At 31.3% G+C, this 19,436-nt stretch carries 21 protein-coding genes and 1 pseudogene; 19 read left to right on the top strand and 3 right to left on the bottom strand.

The window, feature by feature from the left end:
• Positions 1–7 precede the first annotated feature (7 nt).
• Positions 8–5,005 (top strand): annotated as a pseudogene (locus NSQ15_RS12500) (DUF1542 domain-containing protein); the annotation flags it as partial.
• A gap of 9 nt (positions 5,006–5,014) precedes the next feature.
• Positions 5,015–5,323 carry a hypothetical protein gene (locus tag NSQ15_RS12505; RefSeq protein ID WP_445684184.1) on the top strand — a complete coding sequence of 103 codons (309 nt, stop codon included), beginning with the start codon at positions 5,015–5,017 and terminating at the stop codon, positions 5,321–5,323.
• A gap of 78 nt (positions 5,324–5,401) precedes the next feature.
• Here the strand turns inward: NSQ15_RS12505 and NSQ15_RS06575 are convergent, their stop codons facing one another.
• Complete coding sequence (locus NSQ15_RS06575) at positions 5,402–5,800, bottom strand: ribonuclease HI family protein (protein ID WP_029055345.1); 399 nt, start codon at positions 5,798–5,800, stop codon at positions 5,402–5,404.
• Positions 5,801–5,975: 175 nt separating this feature from the next.
• Positions 5,976–6,680, bottom strand: coding sequence for a queuosine precursor transporter (locus NSQ15_RS06580; RefSeq protein ID WP_017638021.1), 705 nt, complete (start codon positions 6,678–6,680; stop codon positions 5,976–5,978).
• 260 nt (positions 6,681–6,940) lie between these two features.
• Between NSQ15_RS06580 and NSQ15_RS06585 the strand changes: the two genes are divergently transcribed.
• The 17 genes from NSQ15_RS06585 to NSQ15_RS06665 all read left to right on the top strand — a co-directional run bounded on the left by NSQ15_RS06585 (position 6,941) and on the right by NSQ15_RS06665 (position 18,559).
• Complete coding sequence (locus NSQ15_RS06585; protein ID WP_081581220.1) at positions 6,941–7,126, top strand: zinc-finger domain-containing protein; 186 nt, start codon at positions 6,941–6,943, stop codon at positions 7,124–7,126.
• A gap of 12 nt (positions 7,127–7,138) precedes the next feature.
• Positions 7,139–7,393, top strand: a complete 255-nt coding sequence (locus NSQ15_RS06590) for a NifU N-terminal domain-containing protein (protein WP_017638020.1) — start codon at positions 7,139–7,141, stop codon at positions 7,391–7,393.
• A 30-nt stretch (positions 7,394–7,423) separates the two neighbouring features.
• On the top strand, positions 7,424–8,539 hold the full coding sequence (locus tag NSQ15_RS06595) for a conserved virulence factor C family protein (protein WP_070453768.1): 1,116 nt from the start codon (positions 7,424–7,426) through the stop codon (positions 8,537–8,539).
• Between the two features lie 25 nt (positions 8,540–8,564).
• Positions 8,565–9,008, top strand: a complete 444-nt coding sequence (gene brxA / locus NSQ15_RS06600) for a bacilliredoxin BrxA (RefSeq protein WP_340747038.1) — start codon at positions 8,565–8,567, stop codon at positions 9,006–9,008.
• 216 nt (positions 9,009–9,224) lie between these two features.
• Positions 9,225–10,181: a thymidylate synthase gene (locus tag NSQ15_RS06605; RefSeq protein WP_070453766.1), complete on the top strand. Its 957-nt coding sequence runs from the start codon at positions 9,225–9,227 to the stop codon at positions 10,179–10,181.
• A gap of 166 nt (positions 10,182–10,347) precedes the next feature.
• Complete coding sequence (locus tag NSQ15_RS06610) at positions 10,348–10,830, top strand: dihydrofolate reductase (protein WP_017638016.1); 483 nt, start codon at positions 10,348–10,350, stop codon at positions 10,828–10,830.
• A gap of 11 nt (positions 10,831–10,841) precedes the next feature.
• Positions 10,842–11,684: a DegV family protein gene (locus NSQ15_RS06615; protein ID WP_017638015.1), complete on the top strand. Its 843-nt coding sequence runs from the start codon at positions 10,842–10,844 to the stop codon at positions 11,682–11,684.
• Between the two features lie 96 nt (positions 11,685–11,780).
• Positions 11,781–12,308: a peptide-methionine (S)-S-oxide reductase MsrA gene (gene msrA / locus NSQ15_RS06620; RefSeq protein WP_017638014.1), complete on the top strand. Its 528-nt coding sequence runs from the start codon at positions 11,781–11,783 to the stop codon at positions 12,306–12,308.
• The gene (msrB, locus tag NSQ15_RS06625; RefSeq protein WP_017638013.1) at positions 12,301–12,729 is read left to right on the top strand and encodes a peptide-methionine (R)-S-oxide reductase MsrB; all 429 of its coding nucleotides are present in this window, start codon (positions 12,301–12,303) and stop codon (positions 12,727–12,729) included. Before msrA ends, msrB begins: the two co-directional genes overlap by 8 nt.
• Positions 12,730–12,741: 12 nt before the next feature.
• Positions 12,742–13,242, top strand: coding sequence for a PTS sugar transporter subunit IIA (locus NSQ15_RS06630; protein ID WP_070453764.1), 501 nt, complete (start codon positions 12,742–12,744; stop codon positions 13,240–13,242).
• Positions 13,242–13,463, top strand: coding sequence for a YozE family protein (locus NSQ15_RS06635; protein ID WP_017638011.1), 222 nt, complete (start codon positions 13,242–13,244; stop codon positions 13,461–13,463). Before NSQ15_RS06630 ends, NSQ15_RS06635 begins: the two co-directional genes overlap by 1 nt.
• 294 nt (positions 13,464–13,757) lie before the next feature.
• Positions 13,758–15,191, top strand: a complete 1,434-nt coding sequence (locus tag NSQ15_RS06640) for a S41 family peptidase (RefSeq protein WP_390322149.1) — start codon at positions 13,758–13,760, stop codon at positions 15,189–15,191.
• An 82-nt stretch (positions 15,192–15,273) separates the two neighbouring features.
• The gene (locus NSQ15_RS06645; RefSeq protein ID WP_017638009.1) at positions 15,274–15,777 is read left to right on the top strand and encodes a GNAT family N-acetyltransferase; all 504 of its coding nucleotides are present in this window, start codon (positions 15,274–15,276) and stop codon (positions 15,775–15,777) included.
• 17 nt (positions 15,778–15,794) lie between these two features.
• The gene (locus NSQ15_RS06650; protein WP_070453760.1) at positions 15,795–16,868 is read left to right on the top strand and encodes an undecaprenyldiphospho-muramoylpentapeptide beta-N-acetylglucosaminyltransferase; all 1,074 of its coding nucleotides are present in this window, start codon (positions 15,795–15,797) and stop codon (positions 16,866–16,868) included.
• A 14-nt stretch (positions 16,869–16,882) separates the two neighbouring features.
• On the top strand, positions 16,883–17,500 hold the full coding sequence (locus NSQ15_RS06655; protein WP_070453758.1) for a phosphatase PAP2 family protein: 618 nt from the start codon (positions 16,883–16,885) through the stop codon (positions 17,498–17,500).
• 107 nt (positions 17,501–17,607) lie between these two features.
• The gene (locus NSQ15_RS06660) at positions 17,608–17,946 is read left to right on the top strand and encodes a winged helix-turn-helix transcriptional regulator (protein ID WP_340747039.1); all 339 of its coding nucleotides are present in this window, start codon (positions 17,608–17,610) and stop codon (positions 17,944–17,946) included.
• Positions 17,947–18,061: 115 nt separating this feature from the next.
• A complete protein-coding gene (locus NSQ15_RS06665) occupies positions 18,062–18,559 on the top strand; it encodes a hypothetical protein (protein WP_029055353.1) in 498 nt (165 codons plus the stop codon).
• 90 nt (positions 18,560–18,649) lie between these two features.
• Here NSQ15_RS06665 and NSQ15_RS06670 read toward each other — a convergent pair whose 3' ends face one another.
• Positions 18,650–18,970, bottom strand: a complete 321-nt coding sequence (locus NSQ15_RS06670; RefSeq protein ID WP_070453753.1) for an antibiotic biosynthesis monooxygenase family protein — start codon at positions 18,968–18,970, stop codon at positions 18,650–18,652.
• Positions 18,971–19,436: the final 466 nt, after the last annotated feature.

Here is a 19,436-nt window from a genome sequence, read left to right on the forward strand (position 1 = left end):
ATTAGAAGAAGATAAACAAAATGCAGGTACATCATTAAATCAATTTGATCATTTAACACCTGCTCAACAGCAAGCTATAGAAAATGCTATCAACAACGCTTCCACTCGTGATGAAGTTGCACAAAAACTTGAAGAAGCGCAAGCACTTAATAATGCAATGCAAGCTTTAAAAGATAGTATTCAAGATCATGCACAAGTTGAAGCGAGCAGTAAATTTATTAACGAAGATCCTACTCAAAAAGGTGCTTATACTGATGCAGTTAACCATGCTTTAGACATTATAAATAATGATTCAAATCCAATACTAGATAAGTCTGCGATTGAACAAGCAACTCAAGCAGTATATAATGCTAAAGATAATTTACACGGTGATCAAAAATTAGCTGATGATAAACAACATGCTAATGAAACTCTAAATCAATTAAATAATCTTAATACTGCTCAACGTGATACGCTACAAAATCAAATTAATGGTGCATCAACTAGAGATGAAGTTGCACAAATTATCAATAATGCTCAAGCACTTGATTTAGCAATGGAAAATCTAAAAGTAAGTATTAAAGACCAAGCTCAAACTGAAGCGAGTAGCAAATTTATTAATGAAGATCCTGCACAAAAAGACGCATATACACAAGCAGTACAACATGCTCAAGACTTGATTGACCAAACGTCTAATCCTACATTAGATATCACTCAAGTTGACCAACTAACTCAAGCAGTGAATAATGCCAAAGATAATTTACATGGTGACCAAAAACTTGAGCAAGCGAAACAACGAGCTTTAGAGAGCTTAAATAACTCAACTGATCTTAACCAACCACAACATCAAACGCTTGAAACACAAATCAATCAAGCAACAACTAGAGATGACATTAATCAAATCTTAGTAAATGCTGCTGACCTTAATACAGCAATAGGCAATTTAAAAGCAAGCATTAATGACCAAGCACAAGTTGAAGCAAGTAGTAAATTTATTAATGAAGATCCTGCACAAAAAGATGCATATACTGAAGCAGTAAATAATGCCAAAGATTTAATCAAGCAAACTTCAAATCCAACGATGGATACAAGCCAAATTGAACAAAAAATCCAAGACGTTATCAATGCTAAAGATAATCTTCATGGTGATCAAAAACTTGAACAAGACCAACAGCAAGCAACAACTACTGTTGATAGTTTAGATCATTTAAATCATGCGCAACAACAAGCTGCTAAAGATGCAATTGCTAGTGCTACAACTAGAACAGAAGTAGCACAATTAGTTCAAACAGCAACTCAACTTGATCAAGCGATGAAATCATTAAAAGATCAATTGAATCAAATTAATACTGATAAAACTGAGCCTAATTACACTGAAGCTTCAACAGATAAACAAGATGCATTAAATCAAGCAATAAGTAATGCTGAAAATATCGTTAACCCAGCACAAGGTACAAATGCTAATCAAACTGAAGTTGAACAAGCTTTAACACAACTTCAAGAAACTGCAAATGATTTAAATGGTAATCAACGTGTTGCTGATGCTAAAGCACAAGCTAAAACAGATATCGATCAATTAACACATCTTAATAACGAACAGCAAACTGCTATTAAACAAAATATTGATAACGCTACTCAACTTCAACCAATTGCTCAAATAGTTGAACAAGCAACTCAATTAAATACAGCAATGCAACAATTACAAGATGCAGTTAATGATCATACTAATGTTGAAAATTCAGTTGATTACAGCCAAGCAGATAACGATAAACAACAAGCATATCAACAAGCAATAACACATGCTCAACAATTACTTACAGAAAATGCATCGCAACAACAAGTTGAACAAGCTTATCAGGACATACAACAAACTAAACAAGCATTAAACGGTGATGAAAGAGTAGCTGAAGCGAAAACTCAAGCTAACCAAGCTATCGATCAACTCAATGCTATTAATGATTCACAACATCAATCTTTAGTTGAAAGAGTTAATCAATCAAATGACTTAAATGAAATTCAACAAATTGTTGATGAAGCTACATCATTAAATACAGTCATGAATCAACTTCAACAGACTATCAATGATAATGAAGCATCAACTAAAAATAGTGGTAATTACATTAACGCTGAAGCTCAATTGAAACGAGACTTCGACCAAGCAATTACTAACGCTCAAGATGCAGTTGATAAAGCAAATGGTCTAAACTTACCTAAAGAGCAAATTCAACAATTAATTGATGCTATTTCAACTACAAAAGATGCATTAAATGGTGATCAAAGACTTAATGATGCCAAAACTAAAGCGTTAGAAACATTAGACCAATTAACTAACATTAATAACGCTCAAAAGCAATTAGCTACATTACAAATCAATAATGCTGATACATTAAATAAAGTGACTCGAGCTATTAATAAAGCAACAGCAGTAGATCAAGCGATGAATGCTTTAAAACAATACGTTCAAAATAATGAACTACCAATAAAATCTAGCTCAAACTTTATTAATGCCGATGATGATTTAAAAGCCCAATTCAATAAAGCTATCTCTAATGCACAAAATGTATTAAATAAAGATAGTGGAAATGCATTAACAAATACTGAAGTGGGAGCATTAAAACAAGCTATCATAGATGCAGAAAATGCATTAAATGGTGATCTTAAAGTTTCAAATGCTAAATCAAAAGCTGATAAATTTATAGATAGTTTAGATCAACTTAACCAACCACAAAAAGTGGCAGCACATGAAGCAATCAAGAAAGCTAATGATTTAGATACTATAAATGACATTATCAATGATCAAATAGAATTAAATGATGCAATGGCTGAACTTAGAGATCTCGTTGAAAATACTATTCCAAACAGTGAAAATAGCATCGACTTCCAAAATGCCGATCAAAGTGCAAAAGATAATTTAAATGAAGTTAAATCAAATGCACAACAAATGCTAGATGGAAACAACAATAATGATACAGATGTTAACGATGTTCGTGGAATGATAGAATCAATTAAAGAAGCAATTAACCAATTAAATGGTGAAGAAAGATTACAAGAAGCGAAAAATGATGCCATCCAAGAAGTTAATAAAGCTTTAGCAGATAAATTGAAAGAAATTAATGCATCAAACGCTACTGAGCAAGATAAGACTGACGCTATTAATAAAGCCAAAGAACTTGCTAACCAAATTATTAATGATATTAATAATTCGACTAGTAACGATCAAGTCAATAAAGTTCAACAATCAGGCAACAAAGCAATCGATGAGATTCATGCAAATGAAATACCTAAAGCTAAAATAGATGCTAAAAATGATATTGAACAAAAAATCAATGACCTTATTACTAAGATTACAAATAACCCTGATTTAACTGATACAGAAAAACAACAGTTAATTAATCAATTGAATCAGTTAAAACAACAAAGTAATAATGATATTGATAATGCAACAACTAAAGAAGATATTGATCGAATTAAGCAAAAACTAGAAGATGCTGTTAATAATATTTCTAACTATGTCAAAGCTAAAGTTGATGCTAAAAACGAAATCAAAGATGCTGCTGCAGCTAAAATCAAAGAAATTGATAATAATCCTGATTTAACACCAGAACAAAAAGCTGCCGCTAAAGACGAAGTCAATCGCCTTAAAGAACAAGCATTGAAAGATATTGATAACGCGACAGACTTAAACGGTATTGATGAAGCTAAATCTAATGCGCAAGATACAATCAATCAATTTGATCCAAATCAATTTACGATTGATCAAGCCAAAGATAAAGCGAAACAAGCTATCGAAGATGCAGCCAACAATAAACTTAAAGATATTGATAATAACCCTGACTTAACGCCAGAACAAAAAGCTGCCGCTAAAGACGAAGTCAATCGCCTTAAAGAACAGGCATTGAAAGATATCGATAATGCGAAAGATTTAAACGGCATTGATGAAGCTAAGTCTAAAGCACAAGATACAATCAACCAATTTGATCCAAATCAATTTACGATTGATCAAGCGAAAGACAAAGCGAAACAAGCTATCGAAGAAGCAGCTAACAATAAACTTAAAGAAATTGATAATAACCCTGACTTAACGCCAGAACAAAAAGCTGCCGCTAAAAACGAAGTCAATCGCCTTAAAGAACAAGCGTTGAAAGATATCGATAATGCGAAAGACTTAACTGGCATTGATAAAGCGAAATCTCAAGCTCAAGATACAATCAACCAATTTGATCCAAATCAATTTACGATTGATCAAGCGAAAGACAAAGCGAAACAAGCTATCGAAGACGCAGCTAACAACAAACTTAAAGAAATTGATAATAATCCTGACTTAACGCCAGAACAAAAAGCTGCTGCTAAAGACGAAGTCAATCGCCTAAAAGATCAAGCGCTTAAAGATATTGATAATTCAAAATCACTTGAAGATATAACTAAACAACAACATAAGTTTATATCTCAGATTATTTCTGTAAATCCAATTAAAGATTTAGTGAAACGTAAAGACGATGCTATTAAAAATATCAATAAAATATCTACACAAAAAGCTAAAGACATAAGAAACAGTAGATTTGGTACTGCAAGTCAAAAACAAGATGCTTTAAATCGAATTAATAGCATAGTTAATGACACGATTAGAAGAATTAAAAATGCACACACACCACAAGAAGTGGATGATGCATTGAGAGATGGTATTAATCGTATCTTAGCTGTTCAAATCAATACAAATATTGGCAGAAACAGAAATCAATTCAACAATACTTTAAATAGACCTTTCGATTTAACTAGAGTAGTTAGAGCTAATCAAACTAATGCTACTACTATCTTCGGAAATGGAACTAAAGAAAAATTAAATGGCAGCGTCCCTAGCGATAAATCTAAACAAAGCAAAGATAAAAATAACAATCATCAAAATACACATAGTGTGACAGATTCAATTGCTAATGTACTTAAAAAGACACTAGGATTTGTAGGCATTTCTGGATTATTAGCTAGTTTCTGGTTTGTAATGGCAAAACGCCGTAGAAAAGAAGAATAAGAGGAAATGTTGAATCATAAAGATACTATTAAAGATGATAAAAAACATTTATTGAGTGATAACGACCACGAACCATTGTTATTAGCTAAACAGAAAAAAGATGAAACAGAAACTAACAAACAAACTTCAAATTCTTCAAAAGAGAAAAAGCTAAAAGGTAATGATAAAGATGCGCCTATATTAATTGCTAAAAAGAAACAAAATCATAAAGATAATGAAAATAAAGCAAAAGGTAAATCAACATCTAATAACAAAAAAGTCACAAACTCAAAAAAGAAGAAAAAGAATAATAAAAAACCTTCAAAACGTAAAAAATAAAACTCAATAAATTTATCCTAATTCTTCAAATAGAAGGAGCACCGATTGAATATTCATCAATCGGTGCTCCTCTTTTTACTATTTACGCTTTAACAATTTAAATAAAGCCTGTTGTGCATGTTGATTAGCTTCTTTATTTTGTTCTCTAGGAACCCATTTTACAAACAATAACTCAAAATCTCTTTCCAATAATTCTAATTGTTCAAAATAGGGTTTAAATTTAGCATTTTTAATATATCCCGCATCAACACTATCCGCTATCAACTTCGAATCTGTGTATAGAAGGGCATTACTTACTTTTAGTTCTCTTGCATGTTCCAATGCATGAATGCACGCTGCCCATTCAGCACTATGATTATCCATTTCACCTAATTCATGAGTGAAAATATGATGTTGATCATCTTCTTTAATGACGATAGCACAAGTACTCATTCCAGGATTACCTTTTGTCGCTGCGTCAAAATTAATTTTTGCCATTTTCACACCTGCTTATATCAAAATTCCTTACAATCTAAATCATAATATCTATTTTAATCAAAAGAACAATAATTTAAAAATACTTCAATTAAAAACATCAAATTATGGATTTATATAAATAAAAAACACGCTTCAACTCAATTATAAATTAAGTAAAGCGTGTGGCCACTATATATTAATAACCTTCATCCAATTTACTAATTTTACCTTTACGATAAAATGATTTCGCAATATAGCCAAATGGCACATTGAAAATAGTAGATACAAGTTTTAATACATATGTTGTTATGAATATTTCAAATACTGCCATACCAGGTAAACTTCCGATAAATGCGATAGATACGAAAAGGGCAGTATCAATGATAGAACTAATTACAGTACTACCATATGCTCTTATAATAAATGTTTTATCAGAACTAAATATTTTTTTAATTAGTGAGAAGATAAACACATCTATATGTTGTCCGATAATATATGCAACGATTGAACCTAATGCAATTCGTGGTACGACATCAAAAATGGCATGAAATGCGCTTTGAGCTGTGTCTTCTGGAGCAGGGATGAAATGTAATGACATTTGCATGACAATAATCATAACTAATGTTGAAGAAAATCCTAACCACACTGCGCGTTTAGCTACCTTTCTTCCATAAATATCATTCAATATATCAGTAGCCAAATAAATAGACGCAAACATGACATTACCTAAAGTAGCTGAAATACCAAATATTTCAACAGTTTTGATGACTTGAATATTAGCAATAATTGTACCAATTGCTACCCAAGCTATTAAACCATGTTTACCAAACAATCGATACATCACTACCATTAAAATAAACGTTACTAAAAACGTAGCTATTCCAAAAATTTCATTATACATATACTTTTCCTCCTAAATTTTGTTAATGCGGGTGTTTAGAAACCGCTAAAATAACTTAACCATTTTACTTGAAAAATGTTACTAATGCAATACGTAACGTTAATTAAATTTGTGGTTCTTAATAGCAAATTGATTATTGTTAATCCATCCATAATAAATGCTATAATGTTTACATGTGAATGATTGAGGTAGTATTAAAAACTAAATGTATCTCTTTATTTGCGACATAATAAACGCTATAGCTAAAGGGAGTTGAGAATATACTTACTTATTCCGAACAACAAGCTATAAATCGAATTGATCAATTATTGACTACGTATTGTCATCAATGTCCATTAAAGTCGCATATAAGAAAGACTGAAAATAAGACGCAGGCACATCATTTTTGTATCAATGAATGTTCAATTGGTAAACAAATCAAACAAATTGGAAACGAACTTCAATAGGAGGTAGTTAATATGGAAATTGTTTCAATTTCAGAAACACCAAACCACAACACTATGAAAATCACTTTAAATGAATCACGTGAAGATATGAAATCAAATACTTATACAGAAGCTCAAGAAGGGCAACCTGAATTCATCAATGCATTATTCGACATCGACGGTGTGAAATCTATTTTTTACGTTATGGATTTCATCTCTGTAGATAAAGAGGATCAAGCTGATTGGAATACACTTATTCCTCAAATTGAAGATAAATTCAACCAATAATTAAATTAAATTTCATGGAGGGACACATTTATGGAAATTTTACGTGTAGAACCTACACCGAGTCCTAATACTATGAAAATTGTTCTATCTGAAAAGAGGCAAGATAATAAATCAAATACTTATACTGAGGTAAACGAACAACAACCTCAATTTATTAATGATTTATTAAATCTTGAAGGTGTTAAGTCTATTTTCCATGTTATGGATTTTCTAGCTATAGATAAACAACCTAAAGCCGATTGGGAGAATGTTTTGCCATTAATTACATCTACTCTAAATAATGAAAAAAATGAGAATCAAGAGTATCAACCAGATGAACATTATGGCGAGATTAAGGCAGAAGCATTAATGTTTAAGGGTATACCATATCAAATTAAATTATCAACTCAGCAAGATGAAAAACGTAAACAATTGCCAGAGTTTTATGTAGACAATATGCTAAAAGCTCAAAAAGATAATGATAATGTCGCTTTTCTAAGAAAATGGGAAAATTTAGGCATACGATATGGCGACATAGATGAAGTCATGGATGACGTTTATGAAGAAATATTAGCGTTATACCCAGCGTCAAGAATAGAACAATTAGTTAACGAAGCACTAGAAACAGATATTGTTATTCCCGAAAGTCATTATAAACATGTAACATTAGCTGAATTTCAACAAGCTTCTGATTGGAAAGAAAAATTACGTATGCTTAAAGCATTTCCAACGCCGACTTTTGACGATATTCCTTTATTAGATTATGCATTAAATGAGGAAAAGATTCCGCTTCGTCGTGAGGCTGTAGTTTTACTAGGTATGGTTGAGGATAAAGACATTTTACCTTATATTTATAAAGGGTTACACGATAAGAGTCCTGCCGTACGACGAACTGCAGGGGATTGTTTAAGTGACTTAGGTTATAAAGAAGCACTTCCAGAAATGGAAAAAGCATTAGATGATCCTCAAAAAATCGTTCGTTGGAGAGCTGCTATGTTTATTTTTGATGAAGGAAACGAGCAACAGCTAAATAGCTTAAAAGCACATGCTAATGATTCAGCGTATGAAGTTAAATTACAAATTGAAATGGCCATTTCTAGAATAGAAAATGGGGATGAAGCCCTAGGTTCAGTTTGGAAACAAATCGCTAATAGAAATAAATCCTAATAATTACTAAAAGGAGCATAAAATTATGAATGCCTATGATCAATATATGAAAGAACTTGCACAACAAATGAGCTCTGAACTTACAGATCATGAGTTTGAAAGTTTAGAATCTAGCGAATCAGTAAATCAATATATGAATAATGTAAACGAAGACGATACAACATTTGTTGTTATTAATTCAACATGTGGTTGTGCAGCAGGTTTAGCACGCCCAGCAGCAGTAGCAGTTGCTGAACAAAATGAAGCTAAACCAACTCATAAAGTAACTGTCTTTGCAGGACAAGATAAAGAAGCTACTGAAACAATGCGTGAATATATTCAACAAGTACCTTCAAGTCCTTCATTCGCATTATTTAAAGGACAAAATCTCGTTCATTTCATGCCTAGAGAACATATCGAAGGTAGAGATATTAACGATATCGCAATGGATTTAAAAGATGCATTCGACGATTATTGTGAAACAAAATAATGCTGATTAGAGTGATACGGGAGGCTCATATTAATTTGAGTGTCCTGTATCGCTTTTTTATTAATAAGAAAAATTGACCCTTCATTAATTTTATCAAATATCTTGTTTCATACTTTTTTATGCGTCTAATTACCAGTATAATAATATTAATGTGACTATTGAAAGATAATAGGATTCCACTTCATTACATAAAATATAGAAAGGATGTATACAACCATGCTCAATTCATTCGACGCAGCATATCACGGTCTTTGTGAAGAAATCTTAGACATTGGAAATCAACGAGATGATCGTACACATACAGGCACAATTTCAAAATTTGGTCATCAACTAAGATTTGATTTATCCAAAGGCTTTCCTTTATTAACGACTAAGAAAGTTTCGTTTAAACTTGTAGCTACAGAATTATTATGGTTTATCAAAGGGGATACAAATATCCAATATTTATTAAAATACAATAATAATATTTGGAATGAATGGGCTTTTGAAAATTATGTTAATTCTAATGATTATCATGGTCCAGATATGACAAATTTTGGCCATCGTTCATTACAAGATAGTGATTTTAACGAATTATATAAAGTTGAAATGAAGAAATTCAAAGAGAAAATTTTAACTGATGATACGTTCGCACAAAAATATGGTGATTTAGGAAATGTATACGGTAAACAATGGAGAGATTGGGAAGATAAAGATGGCAACCATTTTGATCAACTTAAAACTGTTATCGAGCAAATTAAACAAAATCCTAATTCACGCCGTCATATCGTTTCAGCTTGGAACCCAACTGAAATCGATACAATGGCATTACCTCCATGTCATACGATGTTCCAATTCTATGTACAAGATGGAAAATTAAGTTGTCAATTATATCAACGTAGTGCAGATATCTTTTTAGGTGTTCCATTTAATATTGCAAGCTATGCCTTACTTACTCATTTAATAGCTAAAGAATGCGGTTTAGAGGTTGGGGAATTTGTCCATACTTTTGGTGATGCACATATTTATTCAAATCATATGGATGCTGTACAAGAACAACTTTCTCGTGATAGTTTCAATCCACCTCAAATCAAAATTAACTCAGATAAATCTATTTTTGATATCGACTATGAAGACATAGAATTAATTAACTATGAGTCTCATCCAGCTATCAAGGCACCAATTGCAGTATAATTTTTAAATTAATCTTAATATTGATAAGTATTTTACAAATTTTCAAATTTATCTTTAGAAAACTTCCTTAATTACTACCTAATAGTAACGAATTGTATTCAATTTATGTTACATTTAATTTATGAAATCGATACACTAATGCCCACATATCAAGGAGGACAATGAAATGACATTATCTATTTTAGTCGCACATGATCAACAAAGAGTCATAGGTTATCAAAATCAATTACCATGGCATCTTCCTAATGATCTTAAACATGTTAAACAATTATCTACAGGTCATACATTAGTTATGGGAAGAAAAACATATGAATCTATAGGCAAACCTTTACCTAATAGACGTAACGTTGTTTTGACTAATAATAAGTCATTTCATCCTGAAGGTGTGGACGTTATTCACTCTTTTGAAGAAATAAAAGATTTAACAGGTCATGTGTTTATATTCGGTGGCCAAACTTTGTTTGAAGAAATGATTGATAAAGTAGACGATATGTATATAACTGTGGTTAATGGTAAGTTTCAAGGAGATACTTTCTTTCCTCGTTATACTTTTGAAGATTGGGAAGTTGAGTCCTCAGTTGAAGGCGAACTAGACGAAAAAAATACTATTCCACATACATTTTTACATTTAATAAGGAAAAAATCATAGGGGGACTATTTATGGTTAAGCAAGTTATCGTTACAGATTCTACTTCAGATTTACCTCAAAGTTATTTAAAAGAAAACGCAATCCATGTCATCCCATTAAATCTTACAATTAATGGTAAATCTTATGTTGACCAAGTTGACATTACATCTTCGGAATATATTGACTATTTAGAACAAGATGCTGATGTTAAAACAAGTCAGGCTTCAATCGGAGAAATAATTAACGTTTATGAAAAACTTGGTAAAGATGATGTAGAAATTATTAGCATACATTTATCTTCTGGTTTAAGCGGTATGTATAATACAGCTTACCAAGCTAGTCAAATGGTAGATGCTAATGTCACTGTAATTGATTCCAAATCTATTTCTAACGGTCTAGCTTATCAAATTAAACATATCGTTGAACTTATCGAAGAAGGTACGTCAACATCTGATATTGTTGATAGTGTTAAAAAGTTGCAAGACAACACTAAGTTATTTGTAGTAATTGGCCAATTAAATCAATTAATTAAAGGTGGACGTATAAGTAAAACTAAAGGACTTATAGGTAATATCATGAAAATCAAACCTATAGGTACGCTCAATGATGGTAAATTGGAACTCGTTCACAACGCTCGAACACAAAACACTAGTATCAATTATTTAAAAAAAGAAATTTCTGAATTCATTGAAAATCATAAACTTAAATCAGTAGGTATTACTCACGCAAATGCCATGGATTTTGTAGATAAAGTTAAAAATACATTTACAGAAGCTTTTAATTTCCATAATTATGATGTAAATGTTACAACACCTGTCATTTCAACACATACAGGTAAAGGCGCTATTGGATTGGTTGTTGTTCGCGAAAACTAATCCAATATATAGATATTTATAAACTTTTGAGCGTTTATCTTTATTTCTTTAATATAATATCGTAAATTATTAACAAAATAGGAAGGAGGCAATCAAATGGCTTATGCAACGTTAGCTGGAGGTTGTTTTTGGTGTATGGTAAAACCATTCACATCATATCCTGGTATTAAATCAGTTGTTTCTGGATATAGTGGTGGGCATGTAGAAAATCCTACTTATGAGCAAGTATGTACTAATCAAACTGGTCATGTAGAAGCTGTGCAAATTACCTATGATCCTGAAATAACTTCATTTGAAAATATTTTAGATGTTTACTTTAAAACATTTGACCCTACAGACGATGGGGGTCAGTTTTTCGACCGTGGTGAAAGTTATCAACCTATCATTTTTTACCATGACGAAGAACAACGTAAAGCTGCAATACTTAAGAAACAACAAATTGATGAACAAGGTATTTTTAAGAAACCTGTTATTACTCCAGTTAAACCATATAAAAACTTCTATCCTGCAGAAGACTATCATCAAGATTACTATAAGAAAAATCCTGAACATTACGAACAATATCAACGAGGTTCAGGCAGAAAAGCATTTATAGAATCACATTGGGGGTCTCAACATGATTAAGAAGAATAAAGATGAATTAAATGATATGGAGTATCTTGTTACACAAGAAAATGGAACAGAACCTCCATTTCAAAATGAATATTGGAATCATTTTGAAAAAGGTATATATGTCGATAAATTGTCTGGCAAACCATTATTCACTTCAGAAGAGAAATTCGAATCTGATTGTGGTTGGCCTAGCTTTTCGAAAGCAATCGACGATGAAGAAATTATCGAGCTAGTAGATAAAACGTTTGGTATGGTTAGAACTGAAGTACGTTCTGAAGATGCAAATAGTCATTTAGGACATGTATTTAACGATGGTCCTAAAGATAAAGGCGGTTTAAGATATTGTATCAATTCAGCATCAATTCAATTTATACCATATGACAAATTAGAAGAATTAGGTTACGGTGACTTAATACAACACTTTGAGAAATAGGAGTGGAACAAAATGTTTAAAAAATTATTCGGTAAAAGTAAAGAAGTAGATAAAAATATTCAAGTTTATTCACCATTATCAGGTGAATACGTTAAAATCGAAGACATTCCAGACCCAGTATTTGCTCAGAAAATGATGGGCGAAGGATTTGGTATTAACCCAACAGAGGGTACTGTAGTATCACCAATCGAAGGTACAGTAGATAATGTTTTCCCTACAAAACATGCTATTGGTCTAAAAGCTGAAAATGGACTTGAATTATTAGTTCATATCGGATTAGATACTGTTCAATTAGACGGTGAAGGTTTTGAAGTATTAGTGGATAGTGGTGACAATGTTAAAGTTGGAGATCCAATTATCAAATTCGATGTTGAATACATTAAAAATAATGCAAAATCAGTTATTTCTCCTGTAATTATTACTAATTCTGATCAAACAGCATCAATTCATTTTGATGATGTTCAAGCAGCAGTTAAAGGTGAAACAAAAGTCATTGATGTGACAATGAACTAATGAAAAATTATTCATTTTATCAATTCGCTATGACAGTTAGAGGTAGAAAAGATGATAAAGGGAAATTAGCTGAACAAATATTTGAAGATTTAGCATTCCCACGTCATGAGAATGATTTCAACGAACTATCTGAATATATCGAAACTCATGGTGATTTTACTCTATCTATGTCAGTCTTCGATGATTTATATGAAGAATATACTGAATGGCTTAAATTTTAATAATTATGTATTTATCGCCTGTGACAATAGAATTTTGTTACAGGCTTATTTTAAATTCTTTTTAACTTTATCATGTTATATTTCAGTTGATTTTGAAGAATAATCCATACATACTGTAAGTATCATTTTGAAAGCAAATGATTAAATGTATTAAATTGAATTTAAAATAAAGATAAAGTTATCATAAAGATGTTTCACTCAAAGACATCAAATTGAATTGTCACCATTTTTAAAAGGAGTGATTATGTGACTAATAATAAAGAGGATCAAACGCCAGATGAGCAACAAAATTCAATACAAGATAAGAAGAAAGATAAACCAAAGAAACCAATTCATCTTAAATTATGGCAACTGATTACATTACTAATAAGTATTATCGTTATAACTGCGGCTATTACCGTTGCAGCAACATTACTAATCAGTCATCACATGAGTGGTTTAAATAAGGAACAACGTGCAAATTTACATAAGATTGAATATGTTTATAAAACTTTAAATAAAGATTACTATAAAAAACAAAAATCTGACAAACTATCACAAGCAGCTATAGACGGTATGGTTAAAGAATTAAAAGATCCTTATTCAGAATATATGACTAAAGAACAAACGAAATCATTCAATGAAGGTGTGTCCGGTGATTTTGTCGGTATAGGCGCTGAAATGCAAAAGAAAAACGATCAAATTAGTATTACTAGCCCTATGAAAGGCTCCCCAGCGGAAAAAGCAGGGATCAAACCGAAAGATGTTGTTACAAAAGTTAATCATAAATCAATAAAGAATAAGCCACTAGATGAAGTCGTCAAAATGGTTAGAGGTAAAAAAGGAACAAAAGTAGTCTTAACGATTAAACGAGGCTCAGTAGAAAAAGATATTTCAATTAAACGTGATACTATTCATGTTAAAAGTGTTGAATATGAGAAGAAAGATAATGTTGGCGTAATCACAATTAATAAATTCCAAAACAATACTTCTGGCGAACTTAAAAATGCTGTCAAGAAAGCACACAAACAAGGTGTACGAGATATTGTTTTAGATTTACGTAACAATCCAGGTGGATTATTAGATGAAGCTGTGAAAATGGCAAATATTTTCATAGATAAAGACAAAACTGTTGTCCAACTTCAAAAGGGTGATGACAAACAACAACTTAAAACAGAAAATGACCCATTAAAAGAAGCTAAAGACATGAAAGTTTCAATCCTAATTAATGAAGGTTCAGCAAGTGCATCAGAAGTATTCACTGGCGCACTCAAAGATTATCACAAAGCTAAAGTCTATGGTTCTAAATCATTTGGTAAAGGTATTGTTCAAACAACACGTGAATTTGATGATGGTTCACTATTGAAATATACAGAAATGAAATGGTTAACACCTGATGGCCATTATATTCATGGTAAAGGTATTCAACCAGATGTAAAAATAGAAACTCCAAAATATCAATCTCTAAATGTCATACCTAATAAGAAAACATATAAAATCGGTGATGAAAGCAAGCATGTTAAAACAATGAAAATTGGGTTAACTGCATTAGGATTCAAAGTTGATAACGAATCTAAAACATTTGATTCAAGCTTAGAATCGGCTATTAAGAAATTCCAAGAAGACAACAATTTAAAAGTAACAGGTGAATTTGATAAAGAAACAAATGATAAATTCACTCTAAAATTAGTCGAAAAATCTAATAAAAATGACACAGTTTTAGATAAATTAATCAAGAAGTTGAAATAAGTTTAAAAAGATGAAAATATGTGAATTAAATGATGAAAGCTTTTTAACCTATAACTATAAATACAAAGAGGTGTTTTAGATTATGATTAGATTAGCAACAAAAAATGATCTTTCAAGTATTGAGAATTTAGTAGAAGAAGCAAAAGAAATTATGGAGAAATTCAACAATAATCAGTGGGATGACAAATACCCTGTCACTGAACATTTTGAAGAAGATATCGAATCTGAAACACTTTATGTATTAGATGTTGATAATGAAATTTATGGTTTTATTGTCATCGACCAAAATCAATCAGAATGGTATGATGAACTAGAATGGCCTATTGATCGTAAAGGGGCATATGTGATACACCGTTTAGCTGGTTCCCAGTCTTATAAAGGTGCTGCTACTGAATTATTCCAATTTGCAGTAGATATGACAGAAGAGCACGGTGTTCATGTCATATTGACTGATACATTTGCACTTAATAAACCAGCTCAAGGATTATTCGAAAAATTTGGCTTTACAAAAGTAGGCGAAGCCGAAATTGATTATCATCCTTTCGATCGCGGTGCACCATTTTACGCATATTATAAAAACATATAAGAATAGAGGTTATATTTATGACTAAAATCGCATTTACAGGTGGAGGAACAGTTGGACACGTTTCAGTTAACTTAAGTCTGATTCCAACTGCAACAGACAAAGGCGATGAAGCTTTTTATATTGGATCAAAATCTGGAATAGAAAGGGAAATGATTGAATCTCAATTACCAAATATTCCATATTATCCAATTTCTAGTGGTAAATTACGACGCTATTTATCATTTGATAATGCTAAAGACATCTTTAAAGTTTTAAAAGGTGTTTTAGATGCTCGCAAAATTCTAAAAAAACAAAAGCCAGATTTATTATTTTCTAAAGGTGGGTTTGTTTCTGTACCAGTAGTGATTGCAGCTCGTTCTTTAAAAATTCCTACAATCATTCATGAGTCAGATTTAACACCAGGTTTAGCCAATAAAATTGCATTGAAATTTGCTAAAAAAATCTATACAACATTTGAAGATACATTAAATTACTTACCTAAAGACAAAGCAGACTTTGTTGGCGCAACAGTACGTGAAGATTTAAAACAAGGTGATAAACAACGTGGTTACCAATTAACTGATTTTAAACAAGACAAAAAAGTGTTACTTGTTATGGGTGGTAGTTTAGGAAGTAAAAAATTAAATGACGCTATAAGAGAAAATTTAGAAGCTTTATTACAACAATATCAAGTTATTCATCTTACAGGTAAAGGATTAGTAGATAATTCAATAAATAAAGAGGGATATATACAGTTTGAATTTGTTAAAGATGATTTAACTGATTTATTAGCTATTACTGATACTGTTGTCAGTCGTGCAGGTTCAAATGCAATATATGAATTTTTAACATTAAGAATACCAATGTTATTAATTCCTTTAGGTTTAGATCAATCCCGTGGTGATCAAATAGATAATGCGAAAAACTTCGAATCTAAAAGTTATGGTCGAGCTATTCCTGAAGATGAACTTACACAAGTAAGATTGATACAAGAACTTAACCATATCGAATCTAACCGTGATGACATCATTAAACAAATGCAAACTTACAAAGAAAGTTACACTAAAGAAGATATATACGATAAAATTATCAAAGATGCTTTGAATCAATAGGGGGGAATATTGCAATGAGTCGATTAAAACGAATTTCATTACTTATCATTTTTACTTTGATATTCGGTATCATTGCATTCTTTCACGAATCTCGATTAGGTAAGTGGATTGATAATGAAGTATATGAGTTCATTTATGCCTCAGAAAGCTTCATCACTACATCTATTATGTTAGGTGCAACAAAACTCGGTGAAGTTTGGGCAATGGTATGTTTATCTTTAATACTAATCGCTTATTTAATGTTAAAACGTTTAAGAATAGAAACACTCTTTTTTGTAATTGTGATGAGTTTATCTAGTATTATAAACCCTGTATTAAAAAACATCTTTGATAGAGAAAGACCAACGTTATTACGTTTAATCGATATTACTGGTTTTAGTTTCCCAAGCGGTCATGCAATGGGATCTACTTCTTATTTTGGTAGTATCATTTATATTCTTAATAGAACTGATTCAGGTTTATCTAAAGGCGTACTTATTGGCTTAGCAACCTCACTAATATTAATGGTATCAACATCTCGTGTATACCTAGGCGTACATTATCCAACAGATATTATCGCTGGTATTATAGGCGGAGCCTTTAGTATTGTTTTATCAACATTGATCTTAAACAATAAATTACAAAGCACTTAAATTTGAAGAGATACTATTTTACTAAGAGGGGCATATATCTAAATTAACATTAGATATATTCCTCTCATTTTTCTATATATGTATATAACTAAGAAAGGAGCGAAAAGATGACACATAAAACATATAACTGTCCAGTAGAAGCAGTAATTAGTTTAATTGGTGGAAAATATAAACCTATTATATTGTGGTACCTCCTAAATAATACTTTACGTTTTAATGAAATCCAACAATTACTACCTCAAGCTTCTCCAAAAATGTTAAGTCAACAGCTTAAAGAACTACAAAAAGAAGGTTTCATTGAGAAGGTTATTTACCCAGAAGTACCTCCTAAAACAGAATATTATATGACAGACTACGGAAAAACATTGGAACATATTTTAAATGAAATGTGTAATTGGGGAGAGGAGTTTATGAGAGATTATATTGTTAAGCCAACAGATAGCTAGTATCTATTAATCCATACTTACCTTTTGGATACTATCTTACATTAAAGTGCGTTCTTCTCAAGTTAAATATGTAATGCTACTATTAATTAAAATCAATTGGGAAGGAATGACTTAAATGTTAAATGAAATTAAATGGCCAGAAAAATGGTTACCAGGTACAACAGATAATTTTGCTTCAAATGAAATCATCGTTAAAGATTTATCATTTGATAATGTTATAGAGAGTTTATTAAACACTTCTAAATGGGAAAATTACTATTCAAATAGTAGCGATATTTATATGTATAATCAAGATTCTCCAGTTTTAAAACAAAATACACGTTTTAAATTTAAAACATTCGGTTTTGATATAGAAGCTGAAGTTGAAGAATGTATGGTTGAAGATAATATCGCAAGAATCGCATGGCATGGCTGGAATAATGCAACAGGTGATGAATTCTTAGATGTTTATCATGCTTGGCTTATTGAAAAATTATCCCATAATAGACTAAGAATTTTAACTCAAGAATCACAAATTGGTAAACCAGCGAAAGACATGGCTAGTGACAACACTTATCCTATGATTAATGGACATCAGGAATGGATAACTACATTAGCTAACTTTTCAATGTAATATATTAATATCATAAAGAATAGAGCATTAAGATGATTGAAATCAAAGTCATCTTAATGCTCTTTTTTTTAATATCATTCACAATAGATTTTAATCAAAAAGTTCATACTGTTTTAGAGTTTTTTCTATTTTATTTTTGAGACTGTCTTGTTGCTCTTTTTCTTCTTTTCTCATTTTTTTATGTTCTTCAACATGACTTGGTCTGGACACCCAATTTTGGAATGATTTTTTCTCATCCCACTTTGATACAATAGAATATTCTACTTTTGATTTTGTTTCATTTTTCCATACTTCAGCATCGATTAAACCTTCGAATCCTTCAAAGTCTGATTTCGCATTTTTCGCTTTATTTAATAAAATTTCTTTTGCAGATTCATCTGATGTAGAAAAAGTAACTTGTGCAATAAACATTTAAAAATCCCTCCAATAGATTTATCGTATCAATTAATTGAAATACATTATCAATTATAATCAACTTTTACAGAATTCTCTAACGATTGAATTCTAATAACTCTTCGGTTCGCATGAGCTTTCCTCATGCATAACTCCCTCTAACGAATCAATTCGTAAGGTTTCTAGGTTCGCATGAGCCTTACTCATGCATAACTCCCTCTAACGAATAAATTCGTAGGGTCTTCGGTTCGCATGAGCTTTCCTCATGCATAACTCCCTCTAACGAATCAATTCGTAAGGTTTCTAGGTTCGCATGAGCCTTACTCATGCATAACTCCCTCTAACGAATAAATTCGTAGGGTCTTCGGTTCGCATGAGCTTTTCTCATGCATAACTCCCTCTAACGAATCAATTCGTAAGAGGGAGTAAAAAAAAGTAGTAAACCTCAAGTGTCTAAAGGTTTACTACTTTATTTGAACGTCGT

Origin of the sequence: Staphylococcus sp. FSL W8-0774 (assembly GCF_038006785.1) — a bacterium.
GTDB classification, from domain to species: Bacteria; Bacillota; Bacilli; order Staphylococcales; family Staphylococcaceae; genus Staphylococcus; species Staphylococcus pasteuri.

What these genes read in the sequence shown, in the direction of transcription:
- NSQ15_RS06575 (WP_029055345.1), bottom strand. Translation starts at nt 5,800, where the DNA reads ATGGCAAAAATTAATTTTGACGCAGCGACAAAAGGTAATCCTGGAATG.
- NSQ15_RS06580 (WP_017638021.1), bottom strand. Translation starts at nt 6,680, where the DNA reads ATGTATAATGAAATTTTTGGAATAGCTACGTTTTTAGTAACGTTTATT.
- NSQ15_RS06590 (WP_017638020.1), top strand. Translation starts at nt 7,139, where the DNA reads ATGGAAATTGTTTCAATTTCAGAAACACCAAACCACAACACTATGAAA.
- NSQ15_RS06595 (WP_070453768.1), top strand. Translation starts at nt 7,424, where the DNA reads ATGGAAATTTTACGTGTAGAACCTACACCGAGTCCTAATACTATGAAA.
- brxA (WP_340747038.1), top strand. Translation starts at nt 8,565, where the DNA reads ATGAATGCCTATGATCAATATATGAAAGAACTTGCACAACAAATGAGC.
- NSQ15_RS06605 (WP_070453766.1), top strand. Translation starts at nt 9,225, where the DNA reads ATGCTCAATTCATTCGACGCAGCATATCACGGTCTTTGTGAAGAAATC.
- NSQ15_RS06610 (WP_017638016.1), top strand. Translation starts at nt 10,348, where the DNA reads ATGACATTATCTATTTTAGTCGCACATGATCAACAAAGAGTCATAGGT.
- NSQ15_RS06615 (WP_017638015.1), top strand. Translation starts at nt 10,842, where the DNA reads ATGGTTAAGCAAGTTATCGTTACAGATTCTACTTCAGATTTACCTCAA.
- msrA (WP_017638014.1), top strand. Translation starts at nt 11,781, where the DNA reads ATGGCTTATGCAACGTTAGCTGGAGGTTGTTTTTGGTGTATGGTAAAA.
- msrB (WP_017638013.1), top strand. Translation starts at nt 12,301, where the DNA reads ATGATTAAGAAGAATAAAGATGAATTAAATGATATGGAGTATCTTGTT.
- NSQ15_RS06630 (WP_070453764.1), top strand. Translation starts at nt 12,742, where the DNA reads ATGTTTAAAAAATTATTCGGTAAAAGTAAAGAAGTAGATAAAAATATT.
- NSQ15_RS06635 (WP_017638011.1), top strand. Translation starts at nt 13,242, where the DNA reads ATGAAAAATTATTCATTTTATCAATTCGCTATGACAGTTAGAGGTAGA.
- NSQ15_RS06645 (WP_017638009.1), top strand. Translation starts at nt 15,274, where the DNA reads ATGATTAGATTAGCAACAAAAAATGATCTTTCAAGTATTGAGAATTTA.
- NSQ15_RS06650 (WP_070453760.1), top strand. Translation starts at nt 15,795, where the DNA reads ATGACTAAAATCGCATTTACAGGTGGAGGAACAGTTGGACACGTTTCA.
- NSQ15_RS06655 (WP_070453758.1), top strand. Translation starts at nt 16,883, where the DNA reads ATGAGTCGATTAAAACGAATTTCATTACTTATCATTTTTACTTTGATA.
- NSQ15_RS06660 (WP_340747039.1), top strand. Translation starts at nt 17,608, where the DNA reads ATGACACATAAAACATATAACTGTCCAGTAGAAGCAGTAATTAGTTTA.
- NSQ15_RS06665 (WP_029055353.1), top strand. Translation starts at nt 18,062, where the DNA reads ATGTTAAATGAAATTAAATGGCCAGAAAAATGGTTACCAGGTACAACA.
- NSQ15_RS06670 (WP_070453753.1), bottom strand. Translation starts at nt 18,970, where the DNA reads ATGTTTATTGCACAAGTTACTTTTTCTACATCAGATGAATCTGCAAAA.